The organism is Janthinobacterium sp. GL_088 (assembly GCF_057837845.1).
Genome location: NZ_CM174453.1, coordinates 431,208 through 444,126, shown reverse-complemented (window position 1 = coordinate 444,126; position 12,919 = coordinate 431,208). Strand labels below are relative to the sequence as shown.

General features: G+C 64.1%; 11 protein-coding genes. 6 read left to right on the top strand and 5 right to left on the bottom strand.

All coding sequences use genetic code 11. The features are described 5' to 3' along the window. Positions 1-14 precede the first annotated feature (14 nt). From AC3IQ7_RS01920 to AC3IQ7_RS01900, 5 genes are all read right to left on the bottom strand, one after another. Complete coding sequence (locus AC3IQ7_RS01920) at positions 15-755, bottom strand: MgtC/SapB family protein (RefSeq protein ID WP_099377751.1); 741 nt, start codon at positions 753-755, stop codon at positions 15-17. Further along, positions 756-1,010, bottom strand: a complete 255-nt coding sequence (locus tag AC3IQ7_RS01915) for a hypothetical protein (protein WP_077398459.1) — start codon at positions 1,008-1,010, stop codon at positions 756-758. Continuing rightward, complete coding sequence (locus tag AC3IQ7_RS01910) at positions 1,010-2,821, bottom strand: aminopeptidase P family protein (RefSeq protein ID WP_489208208.1); 1,812 nt, start codon at positions 2,819-2,821, stop codon at positions 1,010-1,012. Before AC3IQ7_RS01910 ends, AC3IQ7_RS01915 begins: the two co-directional genes overlap by 1 nt. 101 nt (positions 2,822-2,922) lie before the next feature. Next, positions 2,923-4,971, bottom strand: a complete 2,049-nt coding sequence (locus AC3IQ7_RS01905; protein WP_489208207.1) for a DUF4132 domain-containing protein — start codon at positions 4,969-4,971, stop codon at positions 2,923-2,925. Further along, positions 4,958-5,656 carry a Crp/Fnr family transcriptional regulator gene (locus AC3IQ7_RS01900; protein WP_099401140.1) on the bottom strand — a complete coding sequence of 233 codons (699 nt, stop codon included), beginning with the start codon at positions 5,654-5,656 and terminating at the stop codon, positions 4,958-4,960. The genes AC3IQ7_RS01905 and AC3IQ7_RS01900 overlap by 14 nt, the downstream gene beginning before the upstream one ends. Before the next feature lie 180 nt (positions 5,657-5,836). Between AC3IQ7_RS01900 and AC3IQ7_RS01895 the strand changes: the two genes are divergently transcribed. The 6 genes from AC3IQ7_RS01895 to AC3IQ7_RS01870 all read left to right on the top strand — a co-directional run bounded on the left by AC3IQ7_RS01895 (position 5,837) and on the right by AC3IQ7_RS01870 (position 12,914). Further along, positions 5,837-7,768 carry an AMP-binding protein gene (locus AC3IQ7_RS01895; protein ID WP_489208206.1) on the top strand — a complete coding sequence of 644 codons (1,932 nt, stop codon included), beginning with the start codon at positions 5,837-5,839 and terminating at the stop codon, positions 7,766-7,768. Between the two features lie 14 nt (positions 7,769-7,782). Next, positions 7,783-8,598, top strand: coding sequence for an ABC transporter ATP-binding protein (locus tag AC3IQ7_RS01890; protein WP_035828489.1), 816 nt, complete (start codon positions 7,783-7,785; stop codon positions 8,596-8,598). 19 nt (positions 8,599-8,617) lie between these two features. Then, a complete protein-coding gene (locus AC3IQ7_RS01885) occupies positions 8,618-9,514 on the top strand; it encodes a branched-chain amino acid ABC transporter permease (protein WP_322426878.1) in 897 nt (298 codons plus the stop codon). A 43-nt stretch (positions 9,515-9,557) separates the two neighbouring features. Beyond that, the gene (locus tag AC3IQ7_RS01880) at positions 9,558-10,616 is read left to right on the top strand and encodes a branched-chain amino acid ABC transporter permease (RefSeq protein WP_034752817.1); all 1,059 of its coding nucleotides are present in this window, start codon (positions 9,558-9,560) and stop codon (positions 10,614-10,616) included. A 65-nt stretch (positions 10,617-10,681) separates the two neighbouring features. Next, positions 10,682-12,001, top strand: a complete 1,320-nt coding sequence (locus AC3IQ7_RS01875; protein WP_489208205.1) for an ABC transporter substrate-binding protein — start codon at positions 10,682-10,684, stop codon at positions 11,999-12,001. Positions 12,002-12,068: 67 nt separating this feature from the next. Continuing rightward, positions 12,069-12,914: an ABC transporter ATP-binding protein gene (locus AC3IQ7_RS01870; protein ID WP_099377745.1), complete on the top strand. Its 846-nt coding sequence runs from the start codon at positions 12,069-12,071 to the stop codon at positions 12,912-12,914. Positions 12,915-12,919: the final 5 nt, after the last annotated feature.

Sequence of the window (12,919 nt, the reverse complement as noted above, 5' to 3'; positions counted from 1 at the left end):
TCTCGGCATCCGTATCAATTGCGGGCATGCGACAGCTGGAAGCCGGCGATGCCTTCGAAAGCGGCCAGTTCGGCCGACATGGCCGACAGGCTGGCGCCCGTGTTCTTGCCATGCGCGATGGCGACAAAACGCCATTCCTGCATGCCTTCGTTGCTGCCGATGGTCAGCGAGCCGCTGGCGATATCGTAGCCGCGCTTGGCCGCCATGCGCCGCAGCGCATCCTCACGGGGAATAAAGCCTTGCTTGAAGCGCATGGTGATGGCCACCGCGTGGCGCGACGGCAGCCAGTTCTCCAATTTTGACAGAAAAATCATCGCCATCGCGCACAGGAAGGCCAGGCCCATGGCCGACAGATAAAAGCCGATGCCGACCATGATGCCGATCACGGACGAGGCCCAGATCGAGGCGGCCGTCGTCAGGCCGCTGATATTGAACCCCTCGCGCATGATGACGCCGGCGCCGAGGAAACCCACGCCCGTGACGATGCCCTGGATGACGCGCGTGGGATCGCTGCCGACGATGGCGCCATGGCCGCCGTACCAAAATTCAGGATAGCCGCCCAGCACCGTCAGCGCGGCCGAGGCCATGCAGACAAGGCTGTAAGTGCGCATGCCGGCCGCGCGCCCGTGATAAGAACGCTCGTAACCCACCAGCAAGCCCAGCAGCAGCGCGCCCAGCAGGTTCAGCAGGATCACGCCATTCGTCGCCAGCTCGGCCGGCGACCAGTAGGCGCGCAGGAAGTCGATGGTCGGCATTTAATCCTGGGGCTTTTTGGTCAGCTGCTTTTCAAACGCCACGTCGAGCTTGCTGACGCGGCGCGCCTTTTGCGGTCCCAGGCCATTGACGAAGGCGACAAACGCATCGAGTTCCAGCGGCGGGCACAAAGGCGGCAAGCCGGGGCCTTCCGTGAGAAAGAACAGTTCATCGCCCGTGCGCGCCATCGTGTAGAGACGGTGGCCGGTGCGTTCCTTGAGCCGCTCGATGGCGGAGGTGGCGCGGGTCGAGCGCATCAGATGGCTCCCGTGCGCTGTTCCAGCCACGCCAGCGCATCGCCGGACAACAGCGGCGCCAGGCACGCGCGCACGGTGGCGTGATAGTCGTTCAGCCACGCCGCCTCGTCGTCGCGCAGCAGCGACCGTTCCACGCAGCGCGTGTCGATCGGGCACAGGGTCAGGGTTTCGAAGCGGAGAAATTCGCCAAACTGCGTCGTTTCCGCAGGCACGTTCAGCACCAGGTTCTCGATGCGGATGCCCCACTGGCCAGGGCGGTAGATGCCCGGTTCGATGGAGGTGATCATGCCCGGTTCCATGGCCGTCTGCGGCTCCGGCATGGCGGACTGGGAAATCGATTGCGGCCCTTCGTGGACGTTGAGGAAAAAGCCCACGCCGTGGCCCGTGCCATGACCGAAATCGATGCCCTCGGCCCACAGCGGCGCGCGGGCGATGGCGTCGAGCATGGGCGACTTCACGCCGCGCGGGAACTGCGCGCGCGACAGGGCGATCATGCTGCGCAAGACCAGGGTGAAATCGCGCCGGTGTTCGGGCGTGATCGTGCCGACGGGGACCACGCGCGTGATGTCCGTGGTGCCGCCCCAATACTGGCCGCCCGAGTCGATCAGCAGCAAGCCGTCGCCTTCGATGGTGGCGGCCGAATCCGCATGCGCGTGGTAATGCATGATGGCGCCATGCGCATTGAAGCCGGCGATGGTGCCGAAACTGGGGCTGACAAAACCGGCGCGGCGCGCGCGCGCGGCCGTCAGGTGTTCGTCGATGCCGATTTCCGTCAATGGCGCGCGCTGCGGGTCGGCCAGGGTGCAATCTAACCAGCTGAAAAATTCGCACAGGGCAGCGCCATCTTGCTCCATGGCGGCGCGCACGTGCGCCGCTTCGCTATCCGTCTTGCGCGACTTGGCCAGGGTGGTCGGGTTGATGGATTCGACCACCCGCACGCCCTCGGCCACGGCCTGGCGCGTGCCGAACGTGATGCGGCGCGGGTCGAGCAACAAGGTGGCGCCGGCCGGCAAGGCGGCCAATGCAACCGCCGTGCGGGCGTACGCGGCCACATCCACGCCTTCGCTTTCCAGGGTGGCGCGCAGGGACGCCGGCAGCTTGCCTTCGGCGATGAACAGCGTGGCGCGCTCCGGGCCCACCAGCGCATGCGCGAGGAAGACGGGGTTGTAGTGCACGTCGGCGCCGCGCAAGTTGAACAGATACGCGATATCGTCGAGCGTGGAAATCACGTGGTGGCTGGCGCCGTGCGCCGCCATGCCGGCGCGCAGGGCCGCCAGTTTCTGCGTGCGCGACAGCGATGGATACGCGGGCGCATGTTCATAGACGGGCGCGACCGGCATGGCCGGGCGATCGGGCCACACGGCTTGCAGCACGTCGATGTCCGTGCGCAGGGTCACTTGCGCGCCCAGCGCCTGCTGCAGCAGGCGCGCATTGGCCAGGCCCAGCACGGCGCCATCGACGGCCACCGTCTGCCCCGGCTGCATGGTCTCGCCCAGCCAGTCGATATACAGCACGCTGGCGCCGGACGGGATTTTTTTCAGGACGATGCCGCTGCCAGCCAGCTCGTCTTCCGCTTGTTCCCAGTAACGGCCATCGGTCCACACGCCGGCAAAATCCTGCGTCACGACCAGGGTACCGACGGAACCCGTAAAGCCCGACAGCCATTCGCGGCCCTGCCAGCGGGCCGGCAGGTACTCGGACAAGTGCGGATCGGCCGAGGGCACGATCAGGGCATCGATCTGCTGCGCGCGCATGGCGGCGCGCAGCAAGGTCAAACGGGAGGCGGGATTACTGTGAACGGATGTCTGCATGGCGGCGAAAAGGTGCTGTGCTGGGAAGCGCTCATGATACTCCGATTGCCGGCAATGCAGTACTCACGCAGCCCAGGCCAGGATCAGGATGCGGCTCGTCTTCAATGCTGGAGCAGCTGGCCGGCGAGGCCGACGATTTTTTCCAGCAGCGCCTCATCGTGCGGCAGCCACGGCACGGCGCCCAGCTTGCTCCCCTTCGCTGCCACCTCGCTCGCTACCTCGGCGCCGTCCAGCGTGACCCTGCCGGTAGTCAGATGAATCGCATGCCTGCCGACCATCAGGTGGCGCGCTTCGAGCGCCATGCGCCCGTCCTCGATCTGGTTCGCGAATACCTGTTCCAGCACCGTGCGCCGCATGCCCGCCATCGGCCCCGGCGCCAGATTGGCCAGGTAAAACAGGCGCTCTGCGCGCTGCACGCTTTGCTCTTCTTCCAGCAGCGCCAGGGCGCTGGCGCTGACCAGGAGGTCCACCGCGCGGCACGCTTCCGAATACGCCACCGGCGCCATCGGCATCATCTGCGCGGGCGCCAGCCCGTTGGATGTGCAGGCACCGCCCGCGCCTGGATAGACGTGTCCCCCGAGGCGCAGCAATACGCGCCAGGCGCCGAACTGGCGCGACAAGCCTTCATCGTAATCGAACCGCCAGCCTTCGCGGCGGGCCAGTCCCAGCAAGGTAGGCAGCGACAACTGGTAGCCGGCAAATGGGGCGCCGCCATCGCCGGGCGGTACATATATTTCACGATACACCTGGCGCAGCGGCTGGCGCACGCGCCGCCGCGCGAGCAGCGCCTGCCAGGCGGCGCGCTGCTCCCCGCTGCCGTGCAGGGGATGCCACAGGCCGATGTCGCCTTGCTCAGGCAATGCCACTGGCTGCCCCTGCGCATCGATGGCGCCCTTCCCGTCGAGCATGAAGACCAGCCCATCGCCCGTGCGCCAGACCAGCGCGCGCGCCACCGTCTCGATATCGGCATCGTCGCGCAAGGCGCGCCATTGGTCCAGGCCAAACCACACTTCGCTGGCGTAGCCCGCTTCCAGGCGGCGCGCCAGCATGGCCTGGCGCCGCTTGCCCATGGGGCCGGGCATGCCGACCCTCCAGGCGATATCGGGCCGTTCGGCCAGCGCCCGTTCGGCCGGTTTCAGATTGCGCTCCAGCTTCTTGCGGATGCCCGCATGGCGCACCTGCGCCAGCGCCGTGCGCAGGGCCAGCAAGCTTTCCGGCGTGGGGATGGTTTCCACCGCATGGCCCAGCGCCATCGCCAGCGACTGCGACGGCGCGCTTTTTGCCGCGCCGGGCGCCACGCATGCCAAGGGCAGCAAGACGGCGATCACGGGACGGAACCATCCATCATCGCGGTAGGCGGCGACCCGCGCGGCGCGCGCCAGCACCGGAGAATCTGCCGTGGCAAAGGCGGCATCGGCCGCATACGGCACGCTGCCGTCGTGGATGGCGGCGATATGGCGCGCCGCCTGTTCCAGTATCGTGCGCGCAAAAGCGGCATACGCCGCATCGTCGGCCAGCACGGCGGCGGGATCCGCCTCGCCGATACTGTCGCGGTTCCAGTAGCCGCTGTAGCGCGAACCGGCCAGCGCCAGCAGGGACGCCTGCGCCAGCTGCGGCAGCAGTGCCAATTCCTGCAAGGTCAATGGCATCGGATAACGGGCGTGACGCTCCTCCATCAGCTGCGCGAATTGGGCAGGGGCGTCGCCGCCGGCAAGACGCGCCAGCAGCCAGGCCTGGTAGGGCCGCTCGGCCCAGCCCGAGGTTTCGCCGAGAATGCGCCGCGCCTGCCCCGCCGTGCCTGCCGGTGCCTCGCCCTGCAGGCTGGCCAGGCAGCCGATGACGTACTCCCATTCCCGGTTGTAATCACCGGCCGCGTCGAGTGCGTCGAGGAACACGGCGCCGGCCAGCAATGGCGCCAGTCCGGCCTCAGTCACCTGTTCCAGCAGCGTGTGCGCCAGATTGAACCGCGCGATATCGTCATGGCCGAAGCGCGCCGCGCGGTGCAGCGCCCCCCAGACGGCGCCCAGTTCTTCAGGCGTCCAGTCGTTGAAATCGACGGGCGGCCCCGTGAAACGCGCATGGTCGACGGCAGTACCCTCGAGGCGAGCCCGCAGCGCTGCGGCGCGGCTGGAGATTTCAGTCTGCATCATCGGCCTCGTAGCGGCGCAAGCCTTCCAGGTCCAGCACGCGGATGCCGCCGTAATCGAGGCGCAATAGCCCCTTTTTTTCCAGCACCTGCAAGGCCTGGTTGGCGCGCTGGCGCGAAGAGCCGGACAACAGGCCGATTTCCTCTTGCGACAGCTGCACCAGGGTTTCCACGCCCGGGTACAAATGCGAATTGAACATCGAGGCCAGGCAGCGCGCCACGCGCGTGTTCAGGTCCAGCAGGCGCTCGTTTTCCACCATGCCGATGAACTGGCCCAGGCGCTCGTTGAGCTGCATCAGCAAAAAGCGCGTAAATGGCAGGCTCGTTTCCAGCAGCCAGTGGAAGGTGGCGCCGGGCAGGCGCGCCACGCGCGTGTCCCGCAGGGCCATGGTGTCGTATTTGCGGATTTCATTCTTCAGCAATGAACCTTCGCCGAACCAGCTGCCGGGCGGCACGCCGATAAAGGTCATCGCCTTGCCGGAAGCGGAAAAATTATTCATCTTGACCATGCCGCTGATGACGCCGATCCAGTTGTCCACCGGTTCGCCCTTGCGGCACACGAAGCCGCCTTTCGGCACGAAAGTCTCGAACACATCCGCTTCGACCCGGGCCAGTTGCACGGGGTCGAGCAGCTGCGCCCAGTGGGCCGCGCGCACGGCATCCTTGAGACTGATATCAGGGTAGGTCATTGTGCGATGCACCATCGAAAAGTGGGTAAATGTCCCCGAAAAGACAACTTGGCAAACTAACGCAAGCTACTATCATTGCATAAACGCCTGACACATAAAAAACACAGAGCGCCATCCAACGAGGTGGGGCCTGAGACAAGCAACAGGGAGACACTGGTGCAAACGAATACCACAGCAGCAATGCCGACTTTTCCACGGCGCTTATTGCAACACGGGACAGTACGATCCGACAAGCCCGCCTTTCGCGAAAAACACCTGGGCATCTGGCAAACCTGGACCTGGCGCGAGGTCAACGACGAGGTGCGCGCGCTGGCCTGCGGCCTGGCCGCCATCGGCTTCCAGCGCGGCATGAACCTGGCCATCATCGGCGACAACCGTCCCCGCCTGTACTGGGCCATGCTGGCGGCGCAAAGCCTGGGTGGCGTGCCCGTGCCACTGTACCAGGACGCGCCGGCCGCCGACATGGCCTATGTGCTGCAGGATGCGGAAATCCGCTACGCCATCGTCGAAGACCAGGAGCAGGTCGACAAGCTGCTCGAACTCAAGGCCCTGTATCCGCACGTGGCCCACATCGCGTATGACGATGAACGCGGCATGCGCCATTACCGCCAGCCGGAACTGATGTCCTTTGCCGCCCTGCAGGTGCTGGGCCGGGCCTACGACCGCGAACATCCGGGCTTTTTTGACGCCGCCGTGGCAGCGGGCCAGGGCAGCGACTCCGCCGTGATCCTGTACACCTCGGGTACCACGGGCAAACCGAAGGGCGTGTGCCAGAGCCACACGGCCCTGCTGGCCGCGGGCGTTGGCGGCGTCGCCTTCGACAAGCTCACCGACGAGGAAGACATCCTGTCCTACCTGCCCATGGCATGGGTCGGCGACTGCCTGTTCTCGCTGGCGCAGGCCATGGTGGCAGGCTTCACCGTCAACTGCCCCGAGTCGGGCGACACGGTGATGATCGACATGCGCGAAATCGGCCCCACCTGCTACTTTGCGCCGCCGCGCGTGTTCGAGAACATGCTCACCAGCGTGATGATACGCATGGAGGACGCCAGCAGCATCAAGCGCCACATGTTCAGCCATTTCATGGATGTGGCCAAGCGCTGCGGCGCGCAGATTTTGGATGGCAAGCCCGTCGCGCTGGCGGACCGCCTCAGCTACAAGCTGGGCGAGCTGCTCGTCTACGGCCCGCTGAAAAACGTGCTGGGACTGTCGCGCGTGCGCGTCGCTTATACCGCCGGCGCCGCCATCGGCCCCGATCTGTTCCGCTTCTACCGCTCCATCGGCGTCAATCTCAAGCAGCTGTACGGCTCCACCGAAACCTGCGCCTATGTGTGTCTGCAACCGGACGGCAATATCAAGTTCGACAGCGTCGGCTTGCCGGCGCCCGGCGTGGAGGTGAAACTGGCGCAAAACGGCGAAGTGCTGGTCAAGTCGCCGGCCACCATGAGCGGCTACTTCAGGCGTCCCGACGCCACCGCCGAAGTGATCGACGACGACGGCTATTTCCATACGGGCGACGCAGGCGTGTTCGACGGCGAAGGCCACCTGAAAATCATCGACCGCGCGGCCGACGTGGGCAAGATGAATTGCGGCGCCATGTTCGCCCCCAACTACATCGAAAACAAGCTCAAGTTCTTCCCCTTCATCAAGGAAGTGGTGGCCTTCGGCCACGCGCGCGACCAGGTCTGCGCCTTCATCAATATCGACATCGAAGCGGTGGGCAACTGGTCCGAGCGGCGCGGCATCGCCTATTCGGGCTACACGGACCTGGCGGCGCGCGCCGAAACCTATGGCCTGATCCGCGACTGCATCGAGCAAGTCAACGCGGAACTGGCGGCCGACCCGCTGATGGACCGCACGCAGGTGCACCGCTTCCTCGTGCTGCACAAGGAGCTCGATCCCGATGACGATGAACTGACCCGCACGCGCAAGGTGCGCCGCAAATTCATCGCTGAAAAGTACGCAGTGCTCATTTCCGCCCTGTACGAGGGCAAGGCAACGCAATACATCGAGACCCAGGTGAAATTCGAGGATGGCCGCCTTGGCTCGACCAGCGCCAACCTACAGATCTGGGACAGCAAAACGTATCGGCCCCAGGGCCTGGCCGCATGATGGAGCACAGCACGATGCAAATGAACGAACCCGACGCCCATTTCGGCACGGCCCGCAAGACGGGTCCCGTGATCCTCGACCTGAAGAATATCTCGCTGTCGTTCGGCGGCGTGAAAGCGCTGACCGACATCTCGTTCGACGTCAAGCAGCATGAAATCCGCGCCATCATCGGCCCGAACGGCGCCGGCAAAAGCTCGATGCTCAATGTGATCAACGGCGTGTACCGCCCGCAGCAGGGCGAAATCATCTACCGGGGCGAACACCGGCGCGGCATGGATTGCTATGCGGCCGCCAAATCCGGCATCGCACGCACCTTCCAGAACATCGCCCTGTTCAAGGGCATGACGGTGCTGGACAACATCATGACGGGCAGGAACCTGAAGATGAAGTCGAATTTCCTGCTGCAAGCCCTGTACTGGGGCCCGGCGCGGCGCGAGGAAATCGAGCACCGCAAGAAGGCCGAAGAGATCATCGACTTCCTGGAAATCCAGGCCATCCGCAAGACGCCCGTGGGGCGCCTGCCCTACGGCTTGCAAAAGCGGGTGGAGCTAGGCCGCGCGCTGGTGGCCGAACCGGACATCCTGCTGCTGGACGAACCCATGGCAGGCATGAACGTGGAAGAAAAACAGGACATGTGCCGCTTCATCCTCGACGTCAACGACCAGCTGGGCACGACCATCGTGCTGATCGAGCACGACATGGGCGTGGTGATGGATATCTCCGACAGGGTGGTGGTGCTCGATTACGGCAAGAAGATCGGCGACGGCACGCCCGACGAGGTGCGCAGCAACCAGGATGTCATCAACGCCTACTTAGGTGTGGCGCACTAGACGAGGAATAGCAATGAATATCAATTTTTTCTTTGAAGTGCTGATCGGCGGCCTGCTGTCGGGCGTCATGTACGCGCTGGTGGCGATCGGTTTTGTGCTGATCTACAAGGCCTCGGGCGTGTTCAACTTCGCGCAGGGAGCGATGGTATTTTTCGCCGCCCTCACCTGCGTCGGCATCATGGACAAGTTCGGCCTGTCGCTGTGGCTGGCCATCCCGCTGACGATGGTGACCATGATCGTGCTGGGCATGGCGATTGAACGCGTGGTCTTGCGCCCGCTCGTCAACCAGCCGGAAATCACGCTGTTCATGGCCACCATCGGCCTGACCTTTTTCATCGAAGGCCTGGCGCAGCTGATGTGGGGCTCGCAGGTGCACAAGCTGGACCTGCCCATCGAAGACGTGCCGATGCCCTTCCTGATGGAGCATTTCAATATCATCATCTCGCAGTTCGACATGGTGGCGGCCGGCATCTGCGCGCTGCTGGTGATCTGCCTGGCCTTGCTGTTCTCGAAAACCAAGGTGGGCCGCGCCCTGCGCGCCGTCGCCGACGACCACCAGGCGGCGCTGGCGGTCGGCATCCCGCTGCAGCGCATCTGGGCCGTGGTGTGGGGCGTGGCGGGCCTGGTGGCCATGGTGGCCGGCTTGCTGTGGGGCGCGCGCAACGGCGTGCAATTCGCCCTCACCTTCATCGCCTTGAAAGCGCTGCCGGTGCTGATCCTGGGCGGCTTTACGTCGGTGCCGGGCGCTATCGTCGGTGGCCTGATCATCGGCGCGTCGGAAAAGCTGGCCGAAGTCTACCTCGGCCCGATGGTGGGCGGCGGCATCGAAGGCTGGTTCCCGTATGTGCTGGCCCTGCTGTTCCTGCTGGTGCGTCCGGAAGGATTGTTCGGCGAGAAGATCATCCGGCGCATCTGACGCCGCACCATGCATACGATGCACCCATCACAAAGGACACGCCATGATTTACCGTGAAGCAGGACAATTCAAGACCAGCTACCAGGCTGACAACCAGATTTTTCCGATCCGGCAAGACCGCCTGGCGCTGACGGCCACGCTCCTCGTCGCCGTCTTCCTCCTGCCGTATTTCGCCTCGCCCTACATGCTGTCGGCGATCCTGATCCCCTTCCTGATCTTCGCCCTGGCGGCGCTGGGCCTGAACATCCTGACCGGTTACGCGGGCCAGCTGTCGCTGGGCACGGCCGCCTTCATGGCCGTGGGCGCCTTTGCCTCGTATAACTTCATGGCCCGCCTGCCTGGCCTGCCGCTGCTGGTGTCCTTCATCCTCGGCGGCCTGTGCGCGGCCATGGTGGGCATCGCCTTCGGCCTGCCCTCCTTGCGCATCCGCGGCTTTTACCTGGCCGCCTCCACCCTGGCGACGCAGTTTTTTGTCGTCTGGTGCCTGACCAAGATCCCGTATCTGACCAACTACAGTTCCTCGGGCGTGATCACGGTGCAGAAGATGACCATCCTCGGCTACCAGTTCGACACGCCGCAAAGCAAATACCTGCTGGTGCTGGCCATCGTTGCCGGCATGGCACTGCTGGCCAAGAACATGATCCGCTCGAACGTGGGTCGCTCGTGGATGGCCGTGCGCGACATGGACATGGCGGCCGAAGTGATCGGTTTCAGACTGATGCGCACCAAGCTGCTGGCGTTCGCCGTCAGCTCGTTCTACTGCGGCGTGGCCGGCGCGCTGTATGCCTACGCCTACCTGGGCACGGTGGAGCCGGAAGCGTACAACCTGGACCTGTCCTTCCGCATCCTGTTCATGATCATCATCGGCGGCGTCGGCTCGATTCTCGGCTCCTTCCTCGGCGCGGCCTTCATCGTGCTGCTGCCCGTCTTCCTGAACACCATCGCGCATGGCCTGGCATTGCCCACCAGCGTGGCCTCGAACCTGGAACTGATGGTGTTCGGCGCGCTGATCATCTTCTTCCTGATCGTCGAACCGCACGGCCTGGCCAGGCTGTGGCAGATCGCGAAAGAGAAATTACGCCTGTGGCCTTTCCCGCACTAGGAATTTGTACCTTGCAGTCTGATGTCGGTTGACTTGAAATCAAATAAAACAAGAGGAGACACACAATGAAACACATCAAATCGCTCATGCTGGCCGCCGCCATCGCCAGTGCCGCACTCACCATGGCCGGCAGCGCCCAGGCCCAGGACAAGGAACAGTACATCGCCCTGCCGTCCTACCGCGTGGGTCCCTACGCGGCTGGCGGTTCCGGTTTCTACGGCGGCATCATCGACTACTTCAACCTGGTCAACCAGGCCGGCGGCGTCAATGGCGTCAAGATCAGCTGGGAAGAATGCGAAACCGAATACAACCCGTCGCGCGGCGTCGAATGCTATGAACGCCTGAAAACCAAGCAGGGCGGCGCCACCCTGGTCGAAACCCTGTCCACGGGCGTCGCCTACGGCATCCTGGACCGCGTGGCGCAAGACAAGATCCCCATGACGATGATCGGCTACGGCCGCTCGGACGCCGCCAACGGCAAGGTCTTCCCCTACGTGTATCCGCTGATCTCCAGCTACTGGAGCCAGGCCGCCGCCATGATCAAATACCTTGGCGACAAGGATGGCGGCATGGACAAGCTGAAAGGGAAAAAAATCGTCCACTTGTACCACGATTCGGCCTTCGGCAAGGAACCGCTGCCCGTGCTGGAAGCGCTGTCGAAACAGTACGGCTTCGAGCTGGTGAAAATTCCCGTCGCGCCGCCCGGCAGCGAACAGCAATCGCAGTGGCTGCAGATCCGCCAGGCCAAACCGGACCACGTGATCCTGTGGGGTTGGGGCGTGATGAATTCCGTTGCCATCAAGACGGCGCAGCGCAACGGCTTCCCGCGCGACAAAATGCTGGGAGTCTGGTGGGCCGGCTCCGAGGAAGACACGATTCCATCGGGCGATGCGGCCAAGGGCTACACGGCGATGACGTTCAATACGCCGGGCAACTACCCCGTGCTTGACGACATCCGCAAGAAACTCTACGCGTCCGGCAAGGGCAACCTGTCCGACCAGTCGCGCATCGGCTCCGTCTACCACATGCGCGGCGTGACGGCCGGCATCCTGTGGGTCGAAGCGATCCGCGTGGCGCAGGAAAAATTCGGCAAGGGCAAACCGATCACGGGCGAGCAGATGCGCTGGGGCCTGGAAAACCTGAACGTCGACGATGCGCGCCAGAAGGCCGTGGGCGCGCTGGGCATGTTCCCCACCGTGAAAACCAGCTGCGATGACCATGAAGGCTCGGGCGCCGTGAAAGTGCAGCAGTGGAATGGCAAGAAATGGACCGCCATCACGCCGAAATGGATCGTCGGCGACAAGGCCCTGGTGCGTAAACTCGTCGAGGAATCGTCGGGCAAGTACGCCGAAGAGAAAAAGATCACGCCGGCGTGCATGAAGTAATGCAGTAGGCGAGAGGAACCGGACCGGCTACCGCCGGTCCCGTGTTTAACATTTTAAAGAAGCAGCCATGACCCACACTGCCACGCAAGCCCCGCCCCAGGCGGACACGCCGCCGCCCTACCTGTCGGTGAACAATATCGAAGTCATCTACGACCATGTGATCCTGGTCCTGAAGGGCGTGTCGCTGCAAGTCCCGCAAGGCAAGATCGTGGCGCTCCTGGGCGCCAACGGCGCCGGCAAGTCGACCACCCTGAAGACCATCTCGACCCTGCTGCGCGGCGAACGGGGCGACGTCACCAAGGGAGAAGTCCAGTTCAAGGGCGAGCGCGTGGATCAATTGACGCCGAATGAACTGGTCAAGCGGGGCCTGTCGCAAGTGATGGAAGGGCGCCACTGTTTCGGCCACCTCACCATCGAGGAAAACCTCCTGACGGGCGCCTACACGCGCAGCCTCTCGCGCGGCGAGCTGAAAGACGCGCTGGAAAAGGTCTACCACTATTTCCCGCGCCTGAAAACCCGGCGCAGCAGCCAGGCCGGCTATACCTCGGGCGGCGAGCAGCAGATGTGCGCCATCGGCCGCGCGCTGATGGCCAAGCCGTCGATGATTTTGCTGGACGAACCGTCGATGGGCATCGCGCCGCAGATCGTTGAAGAGATCTTCGGCATCGTCAAGGATTTGAACCACAAGGAAAACGTCTCTTTCCTGCTGGCCGAGCAGAACACCAACGTGGCGCTGCGCTACGCCGACTTCGGCTACATCCTGGAAAACGGACGGGTCGTGATGGAAGGGCAAGCGCAGGAACTGGCCAGCAACGAAGACGTCAAAGAGTTTTACCTGGGCGTGTCCAGTGCCGGGCGCAAGAGCTTCCGCGACATGAAGTTCTACCGCCGCCGCAAGCGCTGGCTGGCCTGACATCG

What these genes read in the sequence shown, in the direction of transcription:
- AC3IQ7_RS01905 (WP_489208207.1), bottom strand. Translation starts at nt 4,971, where the DNA reads ATGATGCAGACTGAAATCTCCAGCCGCGCCGCAGCGCTGCGGGCTCGC.
- AC3IQ7_RS01895 (WP_489208206.1), top strand. Translation starts at nt 5,837, where the DNA reads ATGCCGACTTTTCCACGGCGCTTATTGCAACACGGGACAGTACGATCC.
- AC3IQ7_RS01875 (WP_489208205.1), top strand. Translation starts at nt 10,682, where the DNA reads ATGAAACACATCAAATCGCTCATGCTGGCCGCCGCCATCGCCAGTGCC.
- AC3IQ7_RS01910 (WP_489208208.1), bottom strand. Translation starts at nt 2,821, where the DNA reads ATGCAGACATCCGTTCACAGTAATCCCGCCTCCCGTTTGACCTTGCTG.
- AC3IQ7_RS01920 (WP_099377751.1), bottom strand. Translation starts at nt 755, where the DNA reads ATGCCGACCATCGACTTCCTGCGCGCCTACTGGTCGCCGGCCGAGCTG.
- AC3IQ7_RS01890 (WP_035828489.1), top strand. Translation starts at nt 7,783, where the DNA reads ATGCAAATGAACGAACCCGACGCCCATTTCGGCACGGCCCGCAAGACG.
- AC3IQ7_RS01880 (WP_034752817.1), top strand. Translation starts at nt 9,558, where the DNA reads ATGATTTACCGTGAAGCAGGACAATTCAAGACCAGCTACCAGGCTGAC.
- AC3IQ7_RS01870 (WP_099377745.1), top strand. Translation starts at nt 12,069, where the DNA reads ATGACCCACACTGCCACGCAAGCCCCGCCCCAGGCGGACACGCCGCCG.
- AC3IQ7_RS01915 (WP_077398459.1), bottom strand. Translation starts at nt 1,010, where the DNA reads ATGCGCTCGACCCGCGCCACCTCCGCCATCGAGCGGCTCAAGGAACGC.
- AC3IQ7_RS01900 (WP_099401140.1), bottom strand. Translation starts at nt 5,656, where the DNA reads ATGACCTACCCTGATATCAGTCTCAAGGATGCCGTGCGCGCGGCCCAC.